We start from the raw sequence: 25,470 nt of genomic DNA, 5'->3' as shown, positions 1-25,470 counted from the left end.
TTCTCTGACACTACTTACCACTATTAACCAGTAGTGACCGCGTAGCGTACCCATATAATGGAATAGTTTTTCATAATATAAAAATATTGTTAGGAAGCGTGTCGAAAAATATTTTTTTGACACCCCACCAACGGCTCAAACCGTTGATAAATCAACATTTATAGAGGGAGGTTGTTAACTGCTTGCCTAAAATCTATTGGGTTCGTTTTTTACGAATCGTCATCTTATTGACTGGTTTAAGCGCCACACTTATAGTCATTTATTACCTTTCAACGCTGCTTTATCCATTCATCATTGCCTTTATTATTGCACTCTTCATGAATCCAATCGTAAACTTTTTTGAGCGTACGTTAAAGTGTAAACGCTACATTGCTGTTCTTATTTCCATCATGCTTATTTTTTCCATTCTAGCAGGCTCGATTACGCTATTAGTGACTGAAATAATAGCCGGTACAACCTATCTAGCAAAAGTCGTTCCAACTAATTTTGGAGCCGTCATCGTATACATCGAAAACTTTATTGCCAGCAAACTGATTCCTCTTTATAACCAAATTGCTTCAATGTTTAACAGCTTAAACCATAACCAACAGGAAACTATTTTAACAAATATTCAAAACGTTGGCAGTAGTATTACAACAACTGTCGGAGACTTTTTACAGCGACTTTTACAAGCGATCCCAACTTTTCTCGGATGGCTCCCTAACATCGCAACTGTTGTTATTTTTTCCTTACTTGCTACCTTCTTTATCAGCAAGGACTGGAATCGTTTCCTTGCATTTAGCAAAAGCTTTTTACCACCAAAGGTGAAACAGAGTAGTGAAGCTGTAATCGGAGAGCTAAAAAAAGCACTTTTTGGATTTATTCAAGCTCAACTTACGCTTATTTCCATCACAACGATTATTGTTCTTACTGGTCTACTCATTTTACGAGTTGATTATTCAATTACTATCGCTTTACTTATCGGCTTTGTAGACTTATTACCTTATTTAGGAACCGGACTCATCTTCGTGCCTTGGATTATTTATACGTTTACAACTGGAAATATCTCCTTTGCCGTTGGTTTATCTGTTTTATACTTAGTGGTTATCGTACAGCGCCAAATTATGGAACCTAAAATCCTATCATCGAGTATTGGATTAGATCCTTTAGCTACTTTGATTGCTTTGTTTGTCGGCTTTAAATTAATTGGTTTTCTCGGATTAATTGTTGGGCCCATTTTATTGGTTATCATTCGTACGCTACACTCAGCTGGTGTATTTACAGATATTAAAAATTTTATTATTGCAAAATAAAAGTGTGCTTCATGAGAGAGTTTTTCTCATTGATAGCACACTCTTTTTTTAGTCGATACCCTGATTTTCATTCTTAGCGAATAATCGTAAACCTTCCGCGATTTTGAAACAGTCGCTGGAATAACTTCATAACAGTTGGTTTGATAAACTTTCTTGTTGCAGGAATAAGTAGTAAAAAACCCGTTGTATCGGTAAAGAAGCCCGGTGTCAATAGTAAAAGACCGCCGATTAAGATACAGAGCCCATCTACAATTGCTTCACCGGGAACTTGGCCAGAATTCATTTGCTGTCGTGCTTTGTGTAAGGTCTTCATACCTTGCTTCTTTGCTAAATAAGCTCCTAATATTCCCGTTGCTAAAATCAAGAAAAATGTTGGTAAAATACCAATTTTCGAACTTACTGTAAGCAATAATGTGATTTCAATAGCAGGGATAATAATTAAAATTGGAACGAGAAATTTCACCGTCAACTCTCCTTAATATCTGACTATAGAAAAAGAGAAGGTAAAGACCTTCTCCTTTTCTTAATTATACCTTACAGAATGCTTGCATGACCATTGTATACAACGCCACGAGCCGAATCTACTGTAATGTCTTGTCCATCTTTAAACGTAACTGTTGCGCCTTCTACGCCTACAATGACAGGAATGCTTAAGTTTAGCCCTACAACAGCTGCATGGCTTGTTAAGCCACCTTCTTCTGTAATTAATGCACTTGCTTTTTCAACTGCACTAATCATGTCGCGGTCTGTGCTATTTGTAACTAAAATTGCGCCTTCTGTCATTTTTTCGTTTGCTTCAGCTGCGCTTTTCGCAATAACTACTTGCCCAACCGCTGATTTACGACCGATGCCTTGACCCTTTGCTAATACATCACCTACAACTTGTACTTTCATTAGGTTTGTAGCACCAGATTCTCCAACAGGTACACCTGCTGTAATAATAACTAGATCTCCTTGAGATACAATGCCCGTTTTTACTGCGTCGTTTACAGCATGCTCTAACATGTCATCAATATTTGTGCAACGCTCACCTACAACTGGTGTTACTCCCCATACTAACGCTAAACGACGAGCTACTGAATCATTTGCTGCTACCGCTACGATTGGAGATTGTGGACGGTATTTTGAAACGATTTTTGCCGTATATCCGCTTTCAGTTGGAGCAACAATTGCACTTGCATTTAAGTTAAGTGCCGTATGTCCTACAGATTGACCGATTGAATCTGTAATAGATGTACCTACTCGCTTGCTGCGTTGTTGTAAGATTTCACGATAGTTTAGAGCTTGTTCTGCACGTGATGCAATCGAATGCATTGTTTGAACAGCTTCGATTGGATAAGAACCAGCAGCAGTCTCACCGGATAACATAATTGCATCTGTACCATCAAAGATTGCGTTCGCTACGTCACTTGCCTCTGCGCGAGTTGGGCGTGGGTTACGTTGCATAGAATCCAGCATTTGTGTTGCTGTGATAACAGGTTTACCAAGCTCGTTACATTTTCTAATTAAATCTTTTTGTACTAACGGTACTTCTTCAGCAGGAATTTCTACTCCTAAGTCACCACGAGCAACCATTAAGCCATCAGACACTTCAAGAATTTCATCGATATTATCGACACCTTCTTGGTTTTCAATTTTTGAAATGATTTGAATGTGTGGAGCATTATTCTTTTCTAATAGTTCACGAATTTCTAATACGTCAGACGCACGGCGAACGAAAGATGCAGCGATGAAATCAATACCCTGCTCGATTCCAAACACGATGTCGTTTGCATCTTTTTCTGTAATACCTGGTAAGTTTACACTTACGTTTGGTACGTTAACACCTTTTTTATTTTTCAAAGTACCTGGGTTTAGTACTTTTGTTTTGATTTCACCAGCAGCTTTATTAACTTCTAATACTTCCAGTCCAATTAAGCCATCGTCTAACAGGATTTTAGAACCTGGGTGTACATCTTCTACTAGACCAGGGTATGTAATTGAGAACTTTTCAGTTGTTCCTACTACTTCTTGCATAGAAACGATGATTTCAGAACCTTCTTCTAAATCAATTGCACCGTTCTCCATTGTATTTGTACGAATTTCCGGACCTTTTGTATCAAGTAAAATTCCGATTGTTTTCCCTGTTTTTTTAGCAGCTTCACGAATGTTAACAATACGTGCACCATGCTCTTCAAAATCACCGTGTGAAAAGTTTAAACGACAAACATTTAAACCAGAGTTAAATAGTTCAACTAACTTTTCTACACTTTCACTTGCTGGACCAATAGTACCTACAATTTTTGTTTTACGCATTCTATCTTCCTCCTATATAGTGGTATAACCAAACTTCTCAAGTAATTGTACAAACCTAGCACTCAAAGTTACTGGACTAATCACCTTTTACTTTACATGTTAACAGCAATATGTAGCTTAGTCAGGCGATGATATGTTCTCTTTAAACCAAAGAAAGAACTATTATGTAAGCAGTAAATAGACTATCACAACACATGATGTATTGTACACTCATAGCATAATTTTACCCTTAACTAGTTGTTTTTTTACTACAATTCACTTGGTTTATCTAATGATTTTACTATTCCCGTCTATCTGACAAGCATGCCTATAAAAATTGGTTTTAGACATTACAATAAAAGAAGCGGGTTGCTTTTCCTACAACAATGTATTTTAAATCCATTAGCGGAAAATGCAGGCTTCTTCTTAAGAATCCTATAGGGTTTTGCTGTCTATAAAATACCATGAAGAACTATGAAACACAATAGAGAAGCGCTATTGTAGAAACGAGAAAATGCACCCCCTATCTAAGTAGAGGATGCTTCGTTGTTTATTTCACACCGATGGCATCGGTTTCAGCTGAAAACTGTCCGATTTTTTTGTATTTTTCATAGCGTTCTTCAACTAATTGCTCTTTTGTTAATTTTGTTAATTCTTGTAAAGAGCTACGAATCGCTACTTCCATATAAGCTGCTTGTTCATCAATATTACGATGAGCTCCACCTTTGACTTCTTCCACAACCTCATCCACAATGCCTAGTTCTTTTAAATCTGGTGCCGTAATTTTCATTGTTTCTGCTGCTTGCTTAGCAAGCGTTGCATCTTTCCACAGTAAGGCAGCAGCACCTTCTGGAGAGATAACAGAGTACGTGGAGTTTTCAAGCATATGAAGATGGTTCCCTACACCAAGTCCTAATGCTCCTCCACTTCCTCCTTCTCCAATAACAATACAAACGATAGGTACAGTTAAGCCAGCCATTTCAAAAAGGTTTTTTGCGATGGCTTCACTTTGTCCTCTTTCTTCCGCTGCTTTTCCTGGGTAAGCGCCTTTTGTATCAATAAAGCAAATAATTGGTCTGTTAAACTTTTCAGCCTGCTTCATTAAACGTAATGCTTTACGATATCCCTCAGGATGTGGCATTCCAAAATTGCGACGAATATTCTCTTTCGTATCTTTACCACGCTGATGACCAATAACCGTGACAGGTACACCTTGGAACTTAGCAATTCCTCCTACGATGGCTTCATCATCACCGTAATAACGGTCACCATGACACTCTAAAAAATTAGTAAACAACCTTGAAATATAATCAAGCGTAGTTGGTCGTTCAGGATGACGCGCAATCTGCACACGATTCCATGGGCTTAAGTGGTTATAAATATCTTTTTCTACTTTTTCCAAGCGCTTTTCTAGCTTTTCAATCTCTGTTGATAAATCAACATCGGTGTTTGTTGCAAATTCCTTTAACTCTGCAATTTTATTACGCAATTCCACGATTGGACGTTCGAATTCTAATTCACTTACCACTGTACGTCACCTCCTACATGAATGTCTAAAATATTCGTGAGCGTTTCTTTTAAATTGTGACGCGCCACAACCGCATCTAATTGACCGTGCTTTAATAAAAATTCTGCAGTTTGGAAATCCTCCGGTAGCTCTTCTCGAATAGTTTGCTCAATAATTCTTCGACCTGCAAAACCAATTAAAGCACCCGGCTCTGCTAGATTATAATCTCCTAACGAAGCAAAACTAGCGGATACGCCTCCCGTTGTAGGGTGCGTCATGATGGAAATAATGAGTCCACCTTTATCACTATACATTTTTAACGCTGAGCTTGTCTTAGCCATTTGCATTAAACTTAAGATACCTTCTTGCATCCTAGCTCCACCTGATGCTGTAAAAATAAGAAACGGTACGCCTAAATCCTTTGCTTTTTCGATAGCTCTTGTAATTTTTTCACCTACAACAGAGCCCATGCTTCCCATTCTAAAATGTGAATCCATAACGGCAACGACTACTTTTAAACCATCAATGTCTCCTTCACCCGTTACAATAGCTTCACTAAGGCCCGTTTTTTCACGGTCTTTCTCCAACTTTTCAACATAATCGGGAAATTCTAAAGGGTTTTGAGAGCGCATTGTACGATCATATTCAATAAACGTACCTTCATCAATTAAGCTACTAATTCTTTCTTTAGCAGTCATTTGGTGATGATGTCCGCAGTTTAAGCAAACTTTTAGATTTTTATTAAGCTCTTTGGTGTACAGAATTTTTTTACATTTTTTACACTTCGTCATAATTCCTTCCGGTACATCTTGTTTTAGGTGTTCTGATGGAACTGAAGCATACTTTTTCTTCTTTGTATTCTTTGCATTTTTTGTATTTTTAGTAAATAAATCTCTTAACAAAGTGTAACCTCCTTTTGATCCTTTTATCTAAAAGAACCTGTCTTCGTATCCTTTGCTTATCATGCAATAAGCATCAGTCTGAAACCAATAGAGCGTCTATCACCTATTATTTCAAAATAGGTTACACAATCGGTGCAAACAGACCATGAGACCATGAAATATGAATCCACTCATAATTCCTTCATTTTGTGTACTAATTGATATTTACTTTACAAGAAAAGTTGTACATTTTGTGTAGAAACATGCAACGTGCTATTCGACATTTTGTGAAGCATCACAAGGATGATACCATCCTTTATGAATCGCAAAAACGTCATGCTCGTTTCCTTGTTTAATAGCATGAATTAATAACGCAATTTGGGCTTGATTTTGCGTCATTGTTGACTGTTGAAATGTATAGTAAAAGTTACTAACAATTAGCCAAATGCGATGTAACAATCGATTATGTTGAAGGCGAAATAACTGCTCAAATAGCTGTTTAATTGTTAAGGTTTGATGATCTAGCTGATCAACAATGCTTTCATTATTCTGTAGTATAGATTCTAAGCATGCTCTTTCTAACATATATTTCGTTTCAATTAAGTCTTCTTTTGGTTTGCTATCATGCAAGAGAAACGTTGCTAAAATCTCGATAAGCTGATGATCGCCTACTTCTTTAATAAACGTGCCTTCCCCCCGCCGTGTTTCAATAAGGCCTAGCAACTCCAATGCTCGAAGCGCTTCACGCACAGAAGAGCGACCCGCATTTAGTCGCTCTGCCAACTCTCGCTCTGACGGAATTTTATCTCCTGTTTGCAGCTGATTAGACTGCATCAATTGCCGAATTTGCTTTAAGATTTCTACATAAACTTTTGACCGTTCATTCATCAACCTATTTTTTCACTCACCTTATCCACTTAGTATCCAAACAGAATTTTTCGCTGTATCACTTTATTCAATGATAGCCAAACGCTGCGTTTTTAATGCAATTTCATTTGGATCAACCTGTAACCTCGCAACACCTGTTTCCATCGCTGCTTTCGCCACAGCAGCTGCTACTGCTGGTGCAACTCTAGTATCGAATGGTGCGGGAATAACATAATCTTCATGTAAATCGTCTGATGAAATAAGGCTTGCAATTGCTTCTACCGCAGCAATTTTCATCTGTTCATTGATATGAGTAGCCCGTACATCTAGGGCACCACGGAATATACCAGGAAACGCCAGCACGTTATTCACTTGGTTAGGAAAATCCGATCTCCCTGTCCCAATTACCCTTACACCCGCACTCTTTGCTTCGTCGGGCATAATTTCAGGCATTGGATTAGCCATTGCAAAAACAATTGGATCCTCATTCATCTTTTGAATCATCTCTTTTGTCAGAGCCCCTTCGACAGATACACCAATAAAAACATCCGCTCCAGAAAGCGCATCTTCTAAGGTCCCAGTTACTTTTTGACGATTGGTATAAGCAGCTACCTCATCTTTTACCTGATTCATCCCAAACGATCTACCTTCATAAACTGGACCTTTTGAGTCACACATAATAATGTCGCGCACGCCATAGCGATGCAATAATTTAATGATGGCAATCCCTGCGGCTCCAGCACCGTTGGCTACTACCTTCACTTCTGACATTTTTTTATTTGCTAGTTTTAATGCATTTACCAAGCCAGCTACCGTTACAATTGCAGTTCCGTGCTGATCATCATGAAAAATAGGAATATTGGTTTCTTTCTTTAAGCGTTCCTCAATTTCAAAACAATTTGGTGCCGCAATATCCTCTAGGTTTACTCCACCGAATGTTGGTTCTAATAGCTTTACTGTCTCTACGATTTGGTCAATATCTGTGGTCTTTAAACAGATAGGAAACGCATCTACTCCGGCAAAGCTTTTAAATAATACTGCTTTACCTTCCATTACAGGTAAAGCTGCTTCTGGACCGATATTTCCTAACCCTAAAACCGCAGTTCCATCAGATACCACTGCAACCATATTTCCTTTCATTGTATACTCATACACATTATTCACATCATCGTAAATTTCTTTACAAGGCTCAGCTACCCCGGTGAATAAGCTAGGCTTAAATCCTGAGCATTTCGAACAGGGATTTTTGACTTAGATTCTAACTTCCCTTTATTAATACGGTGCATATGCAGTGCTTCTTCACGTAAAGACATGAGCTCACTCCTCATTCGATATAAGTATACATATAGCTATTAATTAGAAACGATGCAGTTAAGCAATAAGCGCTCATTTTCATTGCATCTGAGTAAATGTAAAATTAAGTAACAGTGGTCAGACCACTTTTTTTTAACTTCTTTACAATATAACATCATCTACAATCTGTAAAGACTATAGCGTTTTTACAGCCACATTTTCATCTCCAAGTAACGCTTTAAATTGTGTAATAACATCCCCCTCTAGTGAGATAAAGTAGTCGGACGTTAAGCGTAATAATCGCTTCTCTGACTCATAGTACACCAGAACTGGTACATTTCCTTTAGCGCTATGAATTTTTTTATAAATATCACGAATGACTTCATCACTTTGGGCTGATGGCTTTACACGTAAATATACTTCTTGTTTCGGCAGCTTTTCTTCAGCTTCCTTCGCTAAATAAATTTCTTGTGCAACAATTTGTCGCTTATTGGTTCGAATATCGACTTTACCTTTAATCAATACGACTTCTCCAACGTTTAACAACTGCTTGTATTTCTCGTAGCTTCGTGGAAACACCACTGCATCGGCATCGTCTGTTTCATCACTAATTGCAAGGAAGGCCATTTGCTCACCTTGTTTGGTACGAATGATGCGCTCATTTGAGATAAGTCCAATAATTGAAACTTGTGCTCCATTTTTACACTTCGCAATATCGCAAAGAGGGATTGTAAAATGAGCTTCCATTAACCTTTCATATTGAGAAGCCGGATGATTAGATAAATAAAAGCCTACTGCTTCTTTTTCACGTTCCAAAATTTCTTGCTCGCTGAATTCGTCTACTATTATGTACTTTGGCTTTAGCGAAAAACCCATGCCAAAATCATCTTGTGGATCAACCAGCTGGGCATGTTCGAAAGCTACGTCTATCGTTTCAATAAGCGTGGCACGATTTTCACCAAACTCATCGAAACAACCGGCATTAATCAGCGTTTCAAGGATTTTTTTATTAACAATTTTTGTCGATACGCGCATACAAAAATCAAATAGGTCTTCAAACGGCTTATTCTTTCTCTCATTGAGAATTTCTTGAACCACTGTTCCGCCAACATATTTAATTGCTCCTAAACTAAAACGAATCTGTTGCTTTTCTACATTGAAAGCATACGCACTTTGATTGATAGATGGAGGCAAAAGAGCAATCTTTCTTTTCCTCATTTCTTGAATGTATTGCTCACTTTTTGATTGATTTCCAATCGCACTGGTTAATAAAACCGCAAAGAACTGAAGGGGATAATGTGCTTTTAAATAGGCTAAATAGTAAGTAATAAAGCTATATGCAACGGCATGGCTCCTGTTAAATCCGTAGTTAGCAAACTTAACAATTAAGTCGTAGACTTGTTCTGAGACTTCTTCACCATATCCCTGTCGTTTACTACCTTCGATAAAATGCTTTCGCTCTTTTTGGAGCGTCGCACTCTCTTTTTTACTGACCGCTCGCCTTAAAAGGTCAGCTTCCCCTAATGAAAATCCGGCCATTTTCGAAGCGATTTGCATAATTTGCTCTTGATAAACAATGACTCCATACGTGGTTTGTAAAATTGGTTTTAGCACATCATGAACATACGTAACTTTTTCCAAACCATGCTTTCTTTTAATATAGGTTGGAATATGCTCCATCGGTCCAGGACGATACAAAGCATTGACCGCCACTATATCTTCTAGTTCTGTTGGTTGTAACTCTTTTAATACTTTGCGCATGCCGTCTGATTCTAACTGAAATATTCCAGTTGTATCACCACTTGCTAAAAGCTGAAACGTCTTAGCATCTTGCATAGGAATATCTGGTAGATTTTTCCTTTCTCCTGTATCTCGCTCCACTTTTGCAAGAATATAATCAATTAACGTTAAATTACGGAGACCTAGAAAATCCATTTTAAGTAAGCCGATATCCTGCAGTGCTTCCATTGGGTACTGAGTGAGGTACACATTATGCTGACCCTCTTGAATAGGCGTATACGATGTAAGCGGTTCGCCACTAATAACAACGCCTGCAGCGTGAGTTGACGTATGTCTTGGAAGCCCTTCTACTTGCATTGCTAATTGCAAAAGTTTTTGTCTAATAGGCATAGCTTGAATATACTCACGTAAAGGCTTAGACTGTGCAACTGCTTGTTGTAACGTGACCCCAGGTTTAGATGGTAGTAATTTAGAAACAACAGAAAGATCTTCCTTATCCATTCCTATAACTTTCCCCACATCGCGAATGGCCGCCTTAGTCGCTAGAGTGCCGAAAGTAATAATTTGAGCAACATGAATCTGACCGTATTTTCCAGCTACATATTGAATGACTTGGTCACGTTTATTATCTGGAAAATCAATATCAATATCAGGCATTGAAATGCGTTCAGGGTTTAGGAATCGTTCGAACAACAAGTCATGCTTAATTGGATCAACATTGGTAATTTCTAAAACATAAGCAACTAAAGAACCTGCTGCTGAACCACGCCCCGGCCCTGTAATAATTCCATTTTTGTGCGCATACTGCATAAAATCCCATACAATTAGAAAGTAGTTGCTAAACTTCATCTGTTGAATGACACTAAGTTCATAGTCTAATCGTGCTGCATATTCAGGAGTGACTGTACTTAAACGCTTTTTCAAGCCTTCTTCGCACAGTTTTTGTAAATAGCTATCCGCCGTATCCTGACTGTTGGGGATTGGATAGGATGGAATCATCATTTTACCGAGTGAGAGCTCAAGGTTGCACCGGTCAGCTATACGATTTGTTTCGTATAAAGTGGAAAGAACGTCTGTATAGAGGCTTTCCATTTGAGACTGTGATTTAAAATAATATTCTTTGCTGTTCCTATCTTCCTCTATCATATCTTGAAGCATATCACCTTCACCTATAGCCTTTAGGCATTCATAGGCTTCATAATCTTCTTGAACCAGGTATTTTACGTCATTGGAAGCCAGTAACTTCACATTCAATTCTTCTGCTAATTTACAAAGTTCCTCATTCAAAACTTGCTCGTGATCTCCGTGTCGCTGAAGAGACAAATAAAAATTTTCTTCTCCATATACATGTTTAAAAAATGCAATAGTTTGTTTTGCTTCATCCAGCTTATTATCCAAAATAAGCGATTCAATTTCTCCAGATAGCCCAGGCGTAAAAGCGATTACGCCTTCTTTATAATGCGGTAACCACTTTTTTTTCACGCCGTTCTTTTCTTTTGTTTGAACAAGACTGCTCAACTTTACTAAATTTTCATATCCCTTCTCATTCTGAGCGAGTAAAACAAGCGGATAAGAAAGCGCTTCATCTTCTTGCTTTAGCACATATAAAGTCAAACCGATGATTGGCTTAATACCAGCTTTTTTGCACTCTTTATAAAAAGGGATAGCTCCGTACATCACATTTTCATCCGTCAGAGCAACAGCTTTATAATCCAATGCTTTTGCACGTTCGACCAGCTGCTTAATTCGAATCGTGCTATTTAAAATGCTATATGCACTTTTTAGTTGTAGATGAACAAAAGGCACGAGTCTTCCCACCTTCTTTTTATGTATTTATGTCCATTATAAATTTTGTTGTTCTTCCATACAAATTACATAACTTGTTTTGTTTGTCCATATATATGAATTACAGCAGAAATGATAGAAAATGTGCAAAAGGAGGGAGAAGATGAAAGAGCCCTTTATGTCATTGTTTATTTGGAGCTACTTCACTTCATTAGGTATTATTCTTGGCGGTGCTTTAATTGGTTCGTTTGCAGGGTTTTTAATTGGTAAATCTCCATTTCACATCATGTATACATTAAGTAACAGCTTAAAAATTTGGGCGATTGTAGGAGCTATTGGAGGCACGTTTGATACATTCTATAGTTTTGAACGTGGCTTGTTTGAAGGTGCTACTAAAGATGTCGTAAAACAAATCTTGCTAATACTCTCAGCAATGGGTGGGGCTCAAACAGGGGCACTAATTATTAAATGGTTGACACAAGAGAGCTTAGGTTTATGAGGGTCCCAAACAAACGTCTATATAAGCGGTCAGACTTAGAACGCTTTTTCGCTGGATTAGTTATCGGTGCCATTATTAGCTGGGGCGTTTTTTTAATTATTTATGGTGAACTACAGCATGAACAAACAAAGTCATTAGTGCAGCTGGAACAGAAGCTAGAAAGAGCAGAAAAAAACAGTTTAATTTGGCAAGAGGATGTACGAGAATTAAATAAAAAGATGAAAAAAAACATTTTGATTCAAGAGGTGAAAGTAAACTTAACAAATACGAAGCAATATAAATTAGGTTCCCTCACTTCTTACCACCTTCAAGCTAGCGTTGAAGAAGAAGCACTACATTTAATTGCTCAAGACATTGAGAGTGCGTATGACGCACGAAATGTATTAAAAAAAGCGATTGAAAATAAAAAATATGAATTCGATAAAATGATTTACGAAGTCGAAGTGCACCAAATTTATTTCTACACCACTTTATCAATTGAAATTCGGATAAAGAAAGTAGAGAAAGTCATGTAAAACAGGCGTACTAGGAGAATGTACGCCTGTTTTAACATTTACTGAAATAGCGCTTCTAAATCTTGAAGCAGTGGCTCAACCTCATCCCAAGAATAAATGGAAGCACCAGCTGCAAGTGGATGACCTCCTCCTTTATACTTACGGGCAATCGTGTTGATAACCGGACCTTTTGATCTTAATCTTACTCGAATTTGATCTTCTTCTTCCACAAAGAATACCCATACCTTCATGCCTTCAATATGCCCTAATGAACTAACTAACTGCGATGCATCTGCTGGCGTTACGCTGTATTTCTCAAGAATTTCTTTTGGTATTTTCATATACCCAACCCCTGAGTCTGATAGAGAGAAATTTTGAAGCACATACCCATGTAAATGCGCCACATTTGCTTTCGTTTTATACATCTCATCATAAACATCCTTAAATTCAAAATCATATTGAATTAAGTCGCTTGCGTAGCGGAACGTCTTAGGCTTTGTGCTTGGAAATAAAAAGCGACCTGTATCTCCCACAATTCCGCTAAAAATTAACTCAGCACCGCGGTCATTTAATGTAAGCCCGTCTTCTTTACCATGAAGGAAAAATTCATAGATCATTTCGCTTGTTGAACACGCTTCTGTATCCACCCATAGTAAATCTCCGTACTGGTCTTCATTCGGATGATGATCAATTTTAATTAGCATTTTCCCTTTTGCATATCGCTGATCACAGACTCGTTCCTGATTGGCTGTATCACATACAATAACAAGTGCATCTTCATACACTTCATCAGCAACATCATCCATTCGATATAAAAACTTAAGAGATTCTGCTTCTTTTCCTGTTACGTAAATCTTCTTTTCAGGAAAAGATGTTTTTAACAGCTCCGCTAACCCACATTGAGAACCATACGCGTCAGGATCTGGCCTTACATGACGGTGAATAATAATTGTATCGAAACCTTTAATTGCATCTAAAATTTGTGTTTTCATCTAGCAGCACTCCTATCGGTAAATTAGCAAACTATTTATGTACCAAACCTAATAGCTAGTTCTATTAAATCATAGATAGCTAGAAGTTTAAAAGCAGAATTAATTAATACTAGAATTTTCTGGCGTCTATCGATAGAATAGGAATAAGTAGTCTGTTACATACAGCTTAAAGAAAACGCATTCAGTACTATGAAGGTGAAATTGTTTAGATATCTTACAACCAATAAATAATTATTTTCAAAAGGAGCTGAATGAATTAATGCCTATTCTCGCCATTTTAATCGTCATTTCATTTGTCTTTTATTTCTATTTAAAAGTCAAATATGTCCGCTCCAAACGTCCTATTGAACGCAAGTGGATCTCTGCAAAATCCAGTATTTCACTTGGAGCTTTTGTACTTTTCTTTGGAATTAATCAATGGTTTATTTATGCAACTACAACATCCCTCATTATCGGTATCATCTTTGCTTTATTTGGTCTCGGAAGTATTATTACAGGTATTCGCGCATACAGATATTACCTTCCTCTTGCTACGAAAGAAGCTCAAACGTCTTTATAAAAAAAGAGTTTGGGACATAACAAAATGATTGCTTCTAAAAGACGAACACTTGCTGTTCCCATCTCTTTGTTTTGTCTCAACACATTCGTTCCATTGCGCTACGGCCACTCGCTTTCCGCGGGGAGGAACCTGAGCTTCCTCGCTGCGCTGAACCTGAACGATTAAAAGTTATGAACTCTCAATCGTTCAGGTATAGTAGAGGCTGAACTACTTATGTCTCAGTCTCTTTTTATACACGTTCTAAAAGCTGCGCCATTAGCATTGCTTTACCAACAACGACGCCCTCATTATATACTTCAACATCTACCTTTCCAAACTTTCGACCCAGCTCCAATACTTTCGGTCGAATTTCAACAATGCTGTCAATTTGTACAGGTTTAATGAAATAGATCGTAATATTCTCAATAACTAAGTCACCTTTTTTGAATGAACGAAGCGCTCGGTTTGCTGCTTCCGTTACAATTGTCGTAAATACGCCGTACGAAATAGTTCCCATATAGTTTGTCATTTGCGGCGTTACTTCACAGCGATAAAAAGGTTCAGCTTTTGTATCTTTTACATCGATGAATTGATTGGTCACAATATCGTCAATTGTTTCGCCAACCTGAGGTTGCCTTTGAATCATCTGAAGTGCTTTTAAGACATCCTGTCGACTGATAATTCCTTCTAAATGGTGAGAGTCATCAACAACAGGAAGAACTTCAATACCTTCCCAAACCATCATATGAGCAGAAGATGCCACCGACGTTTTACCATGGACCGTCATTGGATTTTTCGTCATTACCTTCTCGATCGAGGTTTGGGCATCATAACCAATTACATCTTTAGAAGTCACCATTCCGTGGACTTTCATCTGATCATCCACTACAGGAAAACGGCTATGATGCGTTTTTGTGTTAAGGTTATGCCACGTAGCAATTGTATCATTAAGCTTTAGGCTAACAGCTTCTTCAGCAGGCGTTAAGATATCTTCCACCAGTACAATTTCCTTTTTGATCAATTGATCGTAAATGGCACGGTTAATCATGGTTGCAACGGTAAATGTATCATAACTTGTAGAAATGATAGGAAGTTTTAAGTCATCTGCGAGCTTCTTCACCCAATCTTCCGTATCAAATCCTCCTGTAATTAAAACAGCTGCTCCTGCTTCTAAAGCCAATTCATGTGCATTTACTCGGTTTCCAACAATTAAAAGGTTTCCTGCTTCTGTGTATCTCATCATGGCATCTAGCTTCATTGCACCAATAACAAATTTATTAAGCGTTTTATATAACCCTTCTCTTCCACCCAGCACTTGTCCATCTACAATGTTTACAACTTCGGCAAAAGTAAGCTTTTCAATATTTTCTTTTTTCTTTCGCTCGATTCGAATGGTCCCAACACGCTCTATTGTAGAAACGTATCCTTTATTTTCTGCATCTTTAATAGCTCGATAAGCAGTACCTTCGCTTACCGTCAGTTCTTTTGCAATCTGCCTAACTGATATTTTTTCACCAATTGGTAACGAGTCAATATAGTGTAAAATCTGTTCATGTTTTGTCGCCAAATGTACTTCACCCTTCTAAAGCGCCGGACGTACTCGGTGCTTTACTCTTTTCTTTTTATTATAAAGGTGGGAAGAGCTGGATTCAATCTCATCCTCTTTGACGAATTGGCTTACGAAGCTTTTGTTGCAAAAGCTTTTTTTGTTCTTCTTTTTTCGCATATAAAAGTGATGACACATTGCCACCTACAACTAGAAGTGCTAACCCTAACCACGTAAGGCTAAAAATCCCTTGAAGGCTCTCTGTGCTTATGACAATATAAGGCTTTGCATAATAAAGCATAAGACCACACAACAACAAATATAAAATTGCTTTATTTCGCTTTAACACACTACATTCCCCCTTTTTTATTTACATAGTATGCTTGTACACACAAAAAAAGACGATGCGCGCTAAATTTGCATCGTCTTGCTATTTCTATTACAAATCCAAACCTTCTCCAGGCTGTAAGACTTTCCCTTCAATTCCTTTTAAGGATTGGACGAACTCATGAGGATCTTGTTTAATAACAGGGAACGTATCGTAATGGATTGGAACAACTAATTTGGCATTTATCCATGAAGCTGCAATTGCCGCATCTTCAGGACCCATTGTAAAGTTATCTCCAATCGGCAAAAATGCTACATCTGGATGGTAATCGCTTAACAATTTCATGTCAGAATAAAGCGCCGTATCACCCGCATGATAAATGGTTTTTCCTTCAATTGTTAGCAGCAACCCTGCTGGCATGCCCGTGTAAACAATTTGCTTGCTTTCTTCTTCCGTATAGCTTGATCCATGAAAAGCTTGTGTGAGTTTAACTTTACCAAAATCAAACGTATAAGCTCCTCCAATGCTCATGGGATGAACATTTAAACCTTTCCATCCTAAATATGTAGCGAGCTCAGCAATAGCAATAACCTGCGCATTTGTTCGTTTTGCAATGGCTACTGTATCTCCTACGTGATCGTTATGACCGTGCGTTAGTAAGATATAGTCTGCTTGTACATCCTCTGCATTTAAATCAGTTTTTCCATTTCCTGTAATAAACGGATCAATTAAAATTGTCTTCCCTTGCGTTTCAATTTTCACAACAGAGTGTCCGTGATAAGAAATGTGCACAATAACCTCTCCTTTATCATTATCACTAATTAACTAGTTCGTACCCTTTCTATACTAATTTAAACAAAAAGGGTACGTTCTCTTTATTATAAAGCCGTTATGCTTGCTCTAACAATGTTGTAGCATCAGAGTACGTTAATCCATGTGCATCCGCTACTGCTGCATATGTCACAAAGCCGTTTAATGTATTAATCCCTTGAAGTAACGGTGGATTTTTCAAACACGCTTTCTTGTACCCTAGGGTTGCAATTTGAAGCGCATAAGGAACAGTCACGTTCGTTAAAGCCATGGTTGACGTACGAGGAACAGCTCCAGGCATATTAGCTACCGCATAGTGCAAAACACCGTGCTTTTCATACGTTGGATTATCATGTGTTGTAATGCGGTCTGTTGTTTCAAAGATTCCACCTTGGTCAATCGCAATGTCTACGACAACTGAACCTGGAGACATTGTTTTAATCATGGAAGTGGTAACTAATTTTGGAGCTTTGGCACCTGGAATTAATACTGCTCCAATTACTAGGTCTGAGTCCTTCACAGATTCTGCAATGTTATAGTGATTTGACATTAATGTTGTAATTTCTTTGCCAAATAAGTCGTCTAATTGTCGAAGTCGCTCTGCATTTAAATCAATAATTGTTACATTTGCCCCTAGGCCAACAGCAATTTTCGCAGCGTTTGTTCCCGCAACTCCACCGCCAATAATCGTTACTTTTCCTCGTTGAACACCGGGCACACCACTTAGTAAAACTCCCTTACCACCCTTTGTTTTTTCTAGAAATTGTGCCCCAATCTGCGAGGACATCCTTCCAGCTACTTCGCTCATTGGTGTCAAAAGTGGAAGCGTACGATTCGGTAGCTGCACAGTTTCATACGCAATGCCTACTACTTTCTTTTCAATCAATGCTTTTGTTAATGCTTCTTCAGCAGCAAGGTGCAAGTACGTAAATAAAATTAATCCTTCACGAAAGTAATCGTACTCTTCTTGTAATGGTTCTTTTACTTTCATGACCATCTCTGCACTCCACGCATCGTGAGCTGTTTCAACAATGGTCGCTCCAGCTTCTACATACTGTTCATCCGTAAAGCCAGATCCCTCACCAGCACTTTTTTCAACCCATACTTCGTGACCAGCGTTTGTAAATGCCGTTACGCCAGCTGGTGTAATAGCAACGCGATTTTCATTATTCTTAATTTCTTTTGGAACACCTATTTTCACGATTGTCACTCCTTAATTTATTGTTTATTTATCATATGAATGATATGTAAAATAAGCTCCCCACCTTATGCTTATAAAGTGGGGAGTTTTTGCCTTATTTATAGTCTATCCATCTTTTTATTCATATAGTTCGTTATCACTTTTAGCTTCAACATTTTCAAATGTTGAAGCCATGTAGCCATCTCCTACTACACCACTTGAGTAAGAGTCCATTAGTTGTTGAAACGTTTGTTGTTCTCCTTCATGATCGTATTCATAAACGTGCTGAGGGTTCTTTTTTTCTTTCATTGTTAATCTCTCCTTATATAACGTGTTGTTTTATTCCCCTCTATTTTTCTTCTAACTTGTTGGAGTTATGCACGATGTAACCGTGATTATGACTCTGTACACTTTCACAAAAAAATAAGCATAAAAAATGCGCACTTCAGTGAGTGCGCATTTTTTATGCATTAACTTCTTGCTTCAAATCCTCTTTAACTTTTAAGATTGCTTGTCTTACCTGATCGAAACCTGTACCACCCGCACTATTACGACGATTAACCGCAGTTTTTGGATCAAGTACGTGATAGATATCCTCTTCAAATAAATCGCTTGCCGCTTGGTAATTTTCTAACGGTAAATCCATTAGATACATACCTTGCTGAATGCACTCTAGAACAAGCTTACCTACAACTTCATGAGCCTGACGGAACGGCATCCCTTTTGAAGCAAGGTAGTCTGCTAATTCCGTTGCATTTGAAAAGTCTTTTTTAGTTGATGATTCCATGACGTCTGTTTTAACAGTCATTGTTTCAATCATTCCAGCAAAGATTGTCAAGCAACCCTCAATCGTTGTAACTGTATCAAACATACCCTCTTTATCTTCTTGTAAATCTTTGTTGTATGTTAGAGGCGTACCTTTCAACACTGTTAACAAGCTAAAGAGATGTCCATAGACTCTTCCTGTTTTTCCACGGATTAGCTCAGCCATATCAGGGTTTTTCTTTTGTGGCATAATACTGCTTCCTGTAGCATATGTGTCATCCATTTCAATAAACTGGAATTCTTGACTCGACCATAAAATTAACTCTTCGCAGAAACGAGATAAGTGCATCATCAAAATTGAGCTATTGCTCAAAAATTCTAAAATAAAGTCGCGATCACTTACTGCATCCATACTATTTTGATAAATATCAGCAAAGCCCAACAGCTCAGCGCTATAGTAACGATCAATTGGGAACGTTGTACCAGCAAGTGCTCCTGCTCCTAGGGGAGAGATATCAATGCGTTTTAACGATTCTTCAAATCGCTCAGTATCACGCTTAAACATTGATACATACGCTAGTAAGTGATGAGCAAACGATACAGGCTGCGCTCTTTGTAGATGCGTGTAGCCAGGAAAGATTGTTTCAACATGCTGATCAGCTTTTTCAACTAACACATGCTGTAAATGCTTTGTCAGTTGGATGATTTGCTGCACATGCTTCTTTAAATATAAGTGCATATCAGTTGCAACTTGGTCATTACGGCTTCTGCCTGTATGCAGTTTTCCACCTACAGGACCAATTTCATCGATTAAGAGCTTTTCTAGATTCAAATGAATATCTTCGTACTGAGCAGAAAACATAAGCTCTTTATTTTTTGCTTTTTGAAGCAGGGTTTGTAACCCTGCTTTAATTTGATTCGCTTCTTCACTAGAAAGAATTTTGCATTTTTCTAGCATAGATACATGAGCTAAGCTACCTTCAATATCTTCTTCTACTAAATGTTGGTCGAATGAAATGGATGCCCCAAATTCATCAATCCATTGTTCAGGACGTTTCGTAAAACGTCCTCCCCATAATTTGGTCATACTGTCGTCACCTTCTTAGTATTCACCATGCTGCTAACTTTTGTTGGAAGTCCCCATAAAGAGATAAATCCTACTGCTGCGTTATGGTCAAATTCATCTTCTTTTGTGTACGTAGCAAGTTTTTCGTTATATAGAGAGTTTGGAGACTTACGGCCTTCAACAATCGCATGACCTTTAAACAGCTTTACACGTACCGTTCCGTTTACATATTGTTGCGTATCCTTTAAGAATGCTAACAGTGAATTTGTTAAAGGTGAGAACCAAAGTCCTTCATAAATAACTTCCGTTAACTTTTTCTCAATAATTGGTTTGAAATGTGCCACTTCTTTTACAAGTGTTAGATCTTCTAATTCCTTATGCGCTTTGATAAGAGTCATCGCAGCTGGACACTCATATACTTCACGTGACTTAATTCCAACTAAACGATTTTCTACGTGGTCGATACGTCCAACTCCGTGCTTTCCAGCAATATCGTTCAGTTCAAGAATAAGCTGAGCTAACGTATAAGATTGGCCATTTAATGAAACAGGTACACCTTGAACAAATTCAATTTCAACCGTTTCAGGAGTATCCGGCGTATCTTCTAATGCAACAGTTAAGTCGTAAGCTTCTTCCGGTGGAGCAGCCCAAGGATCTTCTAGAACACCACACTCGTTACTTCTTCCCCATAAATTTTGATCAATTGAAAACGGGCTGTCTAAGTTAACTGGAATTGGAATATTATGCTTCTTCGCATATTCAATTTCTTCTTCACGAGACCATTTCCAATCACGTACCGGTGCAACAACTTCTAGATCTGGGTTTAAAGCTTTGATTGAAACTTCAAAACGAACTTGGTCATTTCCTTTTCCTGTACAACCATGGGCCACAGCTACTGCATTTTCTTTCTCTGCGACTTCAACAAGCTTCTTTGCAATTAGCGGTCTTGATAACGCAGATACTAATGGATATTTGCCTTCATATAATGTGTGAGCTTGCAGAGCAGCTAATGCATAAATATTTGCATACTCTTCTTTGGCATCAATCACGTGTGATGCTACCGCTCCAACTGTAATAGCTTTTTCTTTAATAAAGTTTAAATCTTTTCCTTCACCTACATCTAAACAACAAGCAACAACATCATAACCTTTTTCCTGTAACCATTTAATAGCAACTGAAGTATCTAAACCACCTGAATATGCAAGAACAATTTTCGGATTACTCATCAACATTTCCTCCTAATATATATAAATACATCTCAATAAATTTTTATTCATTTAATCTACTATTACTTTAACAACTTTATTTGGTTTTTTCAATACTTATTCAAAAAAAAGTATATAAATTCACAAATACTTTTCCAAAAACCTTGTTTTATACGATAAATATACTCTTATCATAAAATAAAACTGCATATATAAAGTGATAAAACACATGATTTTTCTTATTATTTCCTTTATCATAAACAGCATAAGTTCTTATTCACAAAACAAAGAGAGTATTAATGCAAAGATTTCATATGCAAGTGAGGCGTTTATTTATGCAAAATATGTTTTTATATAATAAAAGGCTGGGTATTTCTATTCCTGTACTAGCACATTCATGGAATGAATATACTCCCGCACTACAAGAAGAAATTTTAATTCAGTGGGAAGAAATTAGAGGTTTGATTCCTGATCGAATTGCAGAAATTGAAAGGAAAATTAATAACAAGCAGGCTGCTTTAGAAGAAGAAGATAATTTTCAGAAGTCTTGCCAATTAAATGAGGAAATTGCTGAATTAGCCTCTATTATTAATGATTTGTGGATTTGGTATCGTACGGACCAAGATATATCTGCCAAAACTCATTTGTAAATAAGGTCGAGACATAAGTGTTTCAGTTAACTCTCAACCGTTCGGGTTTTTTGTTGGTGCGGAAAATAAGTTTAAAAAAAGAGTGGAATGGGGCGTAAGACACGCGACTCCTGCGGGAACTAGAGGAAAGGCTGAGACCCCACAGCGCAGCGAGGAGGCTCAGATTCCTCCCCGCGGAAAGTGCGACAATGGAACGAACGTGTTTTTCCAACCTCACTCGTTTCGAAACGTCATGTCATGATTCGTCTTTGAGAAGGAATCATGTAGTTATATCCCAGCCTCGTTATTTACTTTTTCTATTAAAAGACGATATTGATAAAATCGCTTCGCATAATCTGTTACTTGCTTTGTAAATGTATAGTTCATTCCTCCACCAATTGCCATACCAAGCAAAGGAATACGACCGTATGCCTTACGCTTTAAGATGACTATAAGAAAGCTTTTAACAATCTGAGCAACAGCTTTATAAACAAGCGACTCAGTTACCACCTGATCTCTACCTTCATAAAAATAAGGGTCGACACCATGTTCGATTTCCTCTGTCAATTCAAGCCACCCTGTCTTTTGCAATTCAGGTGGCAGCAAAGCCGTATGAAATACTTTTAACGTCATCATAAGTTCAAACGGTGTATGGATATTATAACCGTAGCTCATGGCTGCTTTTTGAATCGATTGTAAATTAATAAATAACAAAGCTGGAATATCTGTACCTACTAGTAGAGCTTTCCCCGTACCAGATAAAGCGCCTTGTCCCAATGCATAAAGCCTCTGTTTTGCTAGCTGTTGATCACAAATGTAAGATAGTTGATCAATTTGTAGTGATTGAAGTTCTGGTATATCTGTAATATCTGGTTGAAATACGCGTGCTGTATTAATAATCTGTTTTTCAGCTTGTATCTGAATATCTGTATTTTGAATAAAGGATGTAAAATGAAACATAAAATCATCTGTTTTCGCTAAATACTCTTGTAAAATATGCTCAGGTACAAGGCCAACTGCTTTATGTAACCATTTGTCATATGTAATCTCAATCTGACTTTGATCATATTCATCCAATGTTTGTTCCCACTCCCGAATTTCGTGTAGCAACTGCTCTTCTCGATTGGTTAGACTCATGCTTTCACTCCTTCAAAGATAAGTAATAGAATTTGTTTCCATTATAACAAATGTTTAAAAAGACACCTATTTTCATAAAACAAAAAAAAGCTAGCGAAAGACGCTAGCTTTTTACATGCTATTAAATATTTGCTAAGCGAACTACGTCGCGAGCAATCATTACTTCTTCATTTGTCGGAATGACAAGAACCTTTACTGGAGAGTGAGGATAGCTAATAAACGCTTCTTCTCCTTGAACACCGTTTAATGCTGGGTCCCAATATACGCCCATAAATTCTAAGCCACGAAGTACACGAGCACGTACAACATCACTGTTCTCACCGATACCTGCAGTGAAGATAATTGCATCTACACCAGACATACGAGCTGCATAAGAGCCAATGTACTTATGAATACGACCAGCAAACACTTCAAGAGCTGTTTCTGCGCGGTCGTTTCCTTCGCCACTTGCTTTAATTAAGTCACGTAAGTCACTTGAGATACCTGATATACCAAGTAAACCACTTTCTTTATTCAACACATTTAGCACTTCGTCTGCAGTTTTTCCTGTTTTCTCCATGATGAATGGAATTAACGCAGGGTCAATGTTACCAGAACGAGTTCCCATTGCTACACCAGCTAACGGCGTGAAGCCCATTGATGTATCAATTGATTTTCCACCTTCGATTGCTGCGATACTTGCACCGTTACCTAAATGACAAGAAATTAAACGTAGTTGTTCAACTGGACGACCTAATAGTTCAGCTGCACGCTCTGATACATATTTATGTGATGTACCGTGGAAACCGTATTTACGAACACCATAGTCTTCATAGTATTCATACGGTAAGCTGTATAAGAATGATTTTTCAGGCATTGTTTGATGGAATGCCGTATCGAACACTGCAACTGCCGGAATGTTTGGTAAGATTGCTTGGAATGCTTTAATACCAACAACGTTAGCTGGGTTATGAAGAGGTGCTAAATCTGATAATGCTTCAATTTCAGCTAGTGTTTTATCCGTAATTAACACAGAATCAGCAAACTTCTCTCCACCGTGAACAACGCGGTGTCCAACGCCTGTAATCTCATCGTATGACTCAATAATACCTTGAGACAATAGCTTGTCTACTAAGATTTGAACTGCTACAGAGTGGTCTGGAATTTCTCTTACTTCTGTTTGTTTTTCACCATTTACTGAAATAGTGAAAACAGCATCGTCTAAACCGATACGCTCTACTAAACCTTTTGTTAAAACAGCTTCGCTTGGCATTTCAAACAGCTGGAACTTTAAAGATGAGCTACCAGCATTAATTGCAATAATTTTTGACATATACTAAAAACAGCTCCTTTTTATATACGTGCATTATGAACTTGACGAAAAAGTACAAAACGATATTCTCTACAATATTCTATGCATTTCGACACAAATTCTATCCTTATTCATTTAATCATTCACCACTATAGATTTCAAGGGCTATGCACGATTAAAAGCGCCATCATAAAAAAATCATTATTTTCTAAAAAGATAAATTATTTATTCAATTTAAACCATTCATTCATTTGACTCATAATATCGTTCATGCCTTGCTTGTTACTAAACTTTGGTAAATTTACAAGAAGTGCGTTCTCTGGTGGAGTTACCCCCTCACCCTTTTTCTGTAAAACCAGAATGCTTTTTGCTGCTTCTTTCTGCTTAAACATCGATAACGGAAGCTGAATGATTGCTTGTACAATCGCTTCTTCTTTTAGCAACGCCTGTAGAAGATGAGATTGCTCAGAATCAAATAGATTGTTTGGAATCAGCGTGACTACATATCCACCTGGTTTAACGTGGTTTAAGCTTTTTTCAATAAATAAATGATGAGCATACGTATGCCCTTCTTCTGACTTTACTTTATATTGGGCAGCACCTTCATCATTTGGATAATAGCCTACCGGTAAATCACAAATCACAAGGTCAACAGGATCAATAAATAGCGGCTGTAAACTATCTTGATGAAATAACTCTACACCGTGCTTTTGAAGGTTTGCATTTACATAGGTTAACTGAAGCAATAAGTCGTCAATATCAACGCCATACACTTGTTCAATTGAATGTGAATGCATATTTAAAATCGTCGTAATTAAATTCCCTGCTCCTACTGCTGGATCTAGTATCGTATAGCTCTGATTCCCTTCCATAAACTTACCAACGACATAACCCATAAATAACCCTACCGCATCAGGTGTCATTTGATGATTTGGCTGAATCGCTTCTTTCATTCCTTTTAAAACTGCTAATTGATATGCTTTTCGAATTGTCTCTTGCTCAAATTGATTCAGTTTTACAGAACTATATTCTTTTTGTAACCTTTTTTTCGTTACTTCATCTAATTCATCTTGTAAGATGTCTTCTTGAAATAAATTTTCACCTGTTTCAGCAACTGCTTCTAAATATAAGCAGTTTAGCTCTTTTCGTAAAATGACTGCACTCTGGTCAATAACCTTAAACAGCTGCTCCATTTTTGATAACTCGCTCACATCTATTCCTCCTTGAACATTTCCATTTATTAATCTATTTTTCATTACAACGCTTTATATAGAACTCTAACAAAGAATTTTATTTTATCACAAATAGTTCATGCCACACAAAGAAGGCGAAAAACAATGTTTTCCGCCTT

The 25,470-nt window shown here is 37.6% G+C and carries 23 protein-coding genes and 1 pseudogene; 6 read left to right on the top strand and 18 right to left on the bottom strand.

Features of this window, described 5'->3' with window-relative positions; genetic code table 11:
* The first annotated feature begins 182 nt into the window (after nucleotides 1-182).
* Entirely contained in the window at nucleotides 183-1,292 is a 1,110-nt protein-coding gene (ytvI, locus tag AC1UFB_RS09290; protein ID WP_482589041.1) for a sporulation integral membrane protein YtvI, read from the top strand.
* Between the two features lie 73 nt (nucleotides 1,293-1,365).
* Here the strand turns inward: ytvI and AC1UFB_RS09285 are convergent, their stop codons facing one another.
* From AC1UFB_RS09285 to dnaE, 7 genes and pseudogenes are all read right to left on the bottom strand, one after another.
* Entirely contained in the window at nucleotides 1,366-1,755 is a 390-nt protein-coding gene (locus tag AC1UFB_RS09285) for an FxsA family protein (protein WP_061784958.1), read from the bottom strand.
* A 71-nt stretch (nucleotides 1,756-1,826) separates the two neighbouring features.
* Nucleotides 1,827-3,587 (bottom strand): pyruvate kinase, encoded by a 1,761-nt coding sequence (pyk, locus tag AC1UFB_RS09280; protein ID WP_025907261.1) that lies wholly within the window; start codon nucleotides 3,585-3,587, stop codon nucleotides 1,827-1,829.
* A gap of 529 nt (nucleotides 3,588-4,116) precedes the next feature.
* The gene (accA, locus tag AC1UFB_RS09275; RefSeq protein ID WP_025907263.1) at nucleotides 4,117-5,094 is read right to left on the bottom strand and encodes an acetyl-CoA carboxylase carboxyl transferase subunit alpha; all 978 of its coding nucleotides are present in this window, start codon (nucleotides 5,092-5,094) and stop codon (nucleotides 4,117-4,119) included.
* A complete protein-coding gene (gene accD / locus AC1UFB_RS09270) occupies nucleotides 5,088-5,975 on the bottom strand; it encodes an acetyl-CoA carboxylase, carboxyltransferase subunit beta (RefSeq protein WP_100346726.1) in 888 nt (295 codons plus the stop codon). The genes accA and accD overlap by 7 nt, the downstream gene beginning before the upstream one ends.
* Before the next feature lie 252 nt (nucleotides 5,976-6,227).
* A complete protein-coding gene (locus AC1UFB_RS09265) occupies nucleotides 6,228-6,842 on the bottom strand; it encodes a FadR/GntR family transcriptional regulator (protein WP_174521177.1) in 615 nt (204 codons plus the stop codon).
* A gap of 63 nt (nucleotides 6,843-6,905) precedes the next feature.
* Nucleotides 6,906-8,134, bottom strand: a pseudogene (gene ystJ, locus AC1UFB_RS09260) (NADP-dependent malic enzyme).
* Nucleotides 8,135-8,309: 175 nt separating this feature from the next.
* Nucleotides 8,310-11,660: a DNA polymerase III subunit alpha gene (dnaE, locus tag AC1UFB_RS09255; protein ID WP_482589038.1), complete on the bottom strand. Its 3,351-nt coding sequence runs from the start codon at nucleotides 11,658-11,660 to the stop codon at nucleotides 8,310-8,312.
* A 142-nt stretch (nucleotides 11,661-11,802) separates the two neighbouring features.
* On the opposite strand from dnaE, the gene ytrH reads away from it, so the two are divergent.
* Nucleotides 11,803-12,138, top strand: coding sequence for a sporulation membrane protein YtrH (ytrH, locus tag AC1UFB_RS09250; RefSeq protein WP_025907274.1), 336 nt, complete (start codon nucleotides 11,803-11,805; stop codon nucleotides 12,136-12,138).
* Nucleotides 12,135-12,653: a sporulation membrane protein YtrI gene (gene ytrI / locus AC1UFB_RS09245; protein ID WP_061784953.1), complete on the top strand. Its 519-nt coding sequence runs from the start codon at nucleotides 12,135-12,137 to the stop codon at nucleotides 12,651-12,653. Before ytrH ends, ytrI begins: the two co-directional genes overlap by 4 nt.
* Before the next feature lie 38 nt (nucleotides 12,654-12,691).
* On the opposite strand, the gene AC1UFB_RS09240 is transcribed toward ytrI, so the two are convergent.
* Entirely contained in the window at nucleotides 12,692-13,624 is a 933-nt protein-coding gene (locus AC1UFB_RS09240; RefSeq protein ID WP_061784952.1) for a DHH family phosphoesterase, read from the bottom strand.
* 259 nt (nucleotides 13,625-13,883) lie between these two features.
* On the opposite strand from AC1UFB_RS09240, the gene AC1UFB_RS09235 reads away from it, so the two are divergent.
* On the top strand, nucleotides 13,884-14,183 hold the full coding sequence (locus AC1UFB_RS09235; RefSeq protein WP_025907280.1) for a YtpI family protein: 300 nt from the start codon (nucleotides 13,884-13,886) through the stop codon (nucleotides 14,181-14,183).
* Between the two features lie 229 nt (nucleotides 14,184-14,412).
* Here the strand turns inward: AC1UFB_RS09235 and AC1UFB_RS09230 are convergent, their stop codons facing one another.
* The 7 genes from AC1UFB_RS09230 to AC1UFB_RS09200 form a co-directional block, all read right to left on the bottom strand.
* Nucleotides 14,413-15,729, bottom strand: a complete 1,317-nt coding sequence (locus tag AC1UFB_RS09230) for a CBS domain-containing protein (RefSeq protein WP_025908934.1) — start codon at nucleotides 15,727-15,729, stop codon at nucleotides 14,413-14,415.
* Nucleotides 15,730-15,817: 88 nt separating this feature from the next.
* Nucleotides 15,818-16,057, bottom strand: a complete 240-nt coding sequence (locus AC1UFB_RS09225; RefSeq protein WP_025908933.1) for a hypothetical protein — start codon at nucleotides 16,055-16,057, stop codon at nucleotides 15,818-15,820.
* 90 nt (nucleotides 16,058-16,147) lie between these two features.
* On the bottom strand, nucleotides 16,148-16,828 hold the full coding sequence (locus AC1UFB_RS09220) for a metal-dependent hydrolase (RefSeq protein ID WP_025908932.1): 681 nt from the start codon (nucleotides 16,826-16,828) through the stop codon (nucleotides 16,148-16,150).
* A gap of 97 nt (nucleotides 16,829-16,925) precedes the next feature.
* Nucleotides 16,926-18,047 (bottom strand): alanine dehydrogenase, encoded by a 1,122-nt coding sequence (gene ald, locus AC1UFB_RS09215; RefSeq protein ID WP_025908931.1) that lies wholly within the window; start codon nucleotides 18,045-18,047, stop codon nucleotides 16,926-16,928.
* A gap of 117 nt (nucleotides 18,048-18,164) precedes the next feature.
* The gene (locus tag AC1UFB_RS09210; protein WP_169799852.1) at nucleotides 18,165-18,335 is read right to left on the bottom strand and encodes a hypothetical protein; all 171 of its coding nucleotides are present in this window, start codon (nucleotides 18,333-18,335) and stop codon (nucleotides 18,165-18,167) included.
* A gap of 154 nt (nucleotides 18,336-18,489) precedes the next feature.
* Nucleotides 18,490-19,878, bottom strand: a complete 1,389-nt coding sequence (gene argH / locus AC1UFB_RS09205) for an argininosuccinate lyase (protein ID WP_025908930.1) — start codon at nucleotides 19,876-19,878, stop codon at nucleotides 18,490-18,492.
* The gene (locus AC1UFB_RS09200) at nucleotides 19,875-21,083 is read right to left on the bottom strand and encodes an argininosuccinate synthase (protein ID WP_100346722.1); all 1,209 of its coding nucleotides are present in this window, start codon (nucleotides 21,081-21,083) and stop codon (nucleotides 19,875-19,877) included. The genes argH and AC1UFB_RS09200 overlap by 4 nt, the downstream gene beginning before the upstream one ends.
* A 314-nt stretch (nucleotides 21,084-21,397) precedes the next feature.
* On the opposite strand from AC1UFB_RS09200, the gene AC1UFB_RS09195 reads away from it, so the two are divergent.
* Both AC1UFB_RS09195 and AC1UFB_RS09190 read left to right on the top strand, forming a co-directional pair.
* Nucleotides 21,398-21,712: a hypothetical protein gene (locus AC1UFB_RS09195; RefSeq protein ID WP_025908928.1), complete on the top strand. Its 315-nt coding sequence runs from the start codon at nucleotides 21,398-21,400 to the stop codon at nucleotides 21,710-21,712.
* Nucleotides 21,713-21,794: 82 nt separating this feature from the next.
* Complete coding sequence (locus AC1UFB_RS09190; RefSeq protein ID WP_176031399.1) at nucleotides 21,795-21,953, top strand: hypothetical protein; 159 nt, start codon at nucleotides 21,795-21,797, stop codon at nucleotides 21,951-21,953.
* 26 nt (nucleotides 21,954-21,979) lie between these two features.
* On the opposite strand, the gene AC1UFB_RS09185 is transcribed toward AC1UFB_RS09190, so the two are convergent.
* From AC1UFB_RS09185 to AC1UFB_RS09175, 3 genes are all read right to left on the bottom strand, one after another.
* The gene (locus AC1UFB_RS09185) at nucleotides 21,980-22,828 is read right to left on the bottom strand and encodes an EcsC family protein (RefSeq protein WP_100346721.1); all 849 of its coding nucleotides are present in this window, start codon (nucleotides 22,826-22,828) and stop codon (nucleotides 21,980-21,982) included.
* Between the two features lie 121 nt (nucleotides 22,829-22,949).
* Complete coding sequence (locus AC1UFB_RS09180) at nucleotides 22,950-24,140, bottom strand: acetate kinase (protein WP_025908926.1); 1,191 nt, start codon at nucleotides 24,138-24,140, stop codon at nucleotides 22,950-22,952.
* Nucleotides 24,141-24,340: 200 nt separating this feature from the next.
* Nucleotides 24,341-25,330 carry a class I SAM-dependent methyltransferase gene (locus AC1UFB_RS09175; protein ID WP_078989191.1) on the bottom strand — a complete coding sequence of 330 codons (990 nt, stop codon included), beginning with the start codon at nucleotides 25,328-25,330 and terminating at the stop codon, nucleotides 24,341-24,343.
* Between the last annotated feature and the right edge of the window lie 140 nt (nucleotides 25,331-25,470).

The sequence above is a fragment of the Priestia sp. KCTC 13724 genome (assembly GCF_056820425.1).
Note: the sequence above shows the minus strand (reverse complement) of the source record. Positions and strands in the feature narration are given on the sequence as shown.

Coding starts and splice junctions, on each gene's coding strand:
- ytrH (WP_025907274.1), top strand. CDS start 11,803: ATGAAAGAGCCCTTTATGTCATTGTTTATTTGGAGCTACTTCACTTCA.
- AC1UFB_RS09265 (WP_174521177.1), bottom strand. CDS start 6,842: ATGAATGAACGGTCAAAAGTTTATGTAGAAATCTTAAAGCAAATTCGG.
- AC1UFB_RS09185 (WP_100346721.1), bottom strand. CDS start 22,828: ATGAGTCTAACCAATCGAGAAGAGCAGTTGCTACACGAAATTCGGGAG.
- AC1UFB_RS09210 (WP_169799852.1), bottom strand. CDS start 18,335: ATGAAAGAAAAAAAGAACCCTCAGCACGTTTATGAATACGATCATGAA.
- AC1UFB_RS09195 (WP_025908928.1), top strand. CDS start 21,398: ATGCAAAATATGTTTTTATATAATAAAAGGCTGGGTATTTCTATTCCT.
- AC1UFB_RS09240 (WP_061784952.1), bottom strand. CDS start 13,624: ATGAAAACACAAATTTTAGATGCAATTAAAGGTTTCGATACAATTATT.
- AC1UFB_RS09200 (WP_100346722.1), bottom strand. CDS start 21,083: ATGAGTAATCCGAAAATTGTTCTTGCATATTCAGGTGGTTTAGATACT.
- argH (WP_025908930.1), bottom strand. CDS start 19,878: ATGACCAAATTATGGGGAGGACGTTTTACGAAACGTCCTGAACAATGG.
- pyk (WP_025907261.1), bottom strand. CDS start 3,587: ATGCGTAAAACAAAAATTGTAGGTACTATTGGTCCAGCAAGTGAAAGT.
- AC1UFB_RS09235 (WP_025907280.1), top strand. CDS start 13,884: ATGCCTATTCTCGCCATTTTAATCGTCATTTCATTTGTCTTTTATTTC.
- ytrI (WP_061784953.1), top strand. CDS start 12,135: ATGAGGGTCCCAAACAAACGTCTATATAAGCGGTCAGACTTAGAACGC.
- AC1UFB_RS09180 (WP_025908926.1), bottom strand. CDS start 24,140: ATGTCAAAAATTATTGCAATTAATGCTGGTAGCTCATCTTTAAAGTTC.